This window comes from Pseudomonas sp. H26/SER47-MNA-CIBAN-0231, assembly GCF_040310465.1.
GTDB classification, from domain to species: Bacteria; Pseudomonadota; Gammaproteobacteria; order Pseudomonadales; family Pseudomonadaceae; genus Aquipseudomonas; species Aquipseudomonas atacamensis.
Map to the genome: position 1 here is coordinate 1 of NZ_JBEOPW010000128.1, position 255 is coordinate 255.

Annotated in this window: 1 protein-coding gene; it reads right to left on the reverse strand. The window is 60.4% G+C overall.

The genetic code is table 11. The features are described from left to right. The coding region (locus AAEZ10_RS27550; protein ID WP_350571843.1) for a DUF2214 family protein at positions 1-213 on the reverse strand (213 nt) is incomplete at its 3' end. Positions 214-255: the final 42 nt, after the last annotated feature.

Sequence of the window (255 nt, forward strand, 5' to 3'; positions counted from 1 at the left end):
GCCCTTCTCGAAGCCTGCAAAGGCGCGCATAACCCCCGTCACCAGCAGCACCAGAGCGCTGAGCCCCCAAAGATTATCGGCAATCCGCACGCTGCGTGCCTCTCCTGTGCCCGCCGCCAGTCGCCGAAACGCCGTCCCCCGGGACAATACGGCCCAAAAGCCAAGCGCATACGCTAATAGATGAACCGCAGCCAGCAACCAGTGAGTCAGCATCGAAATACCCCTGTCAGCACCAATGATCGGTCTGTCAGTAGT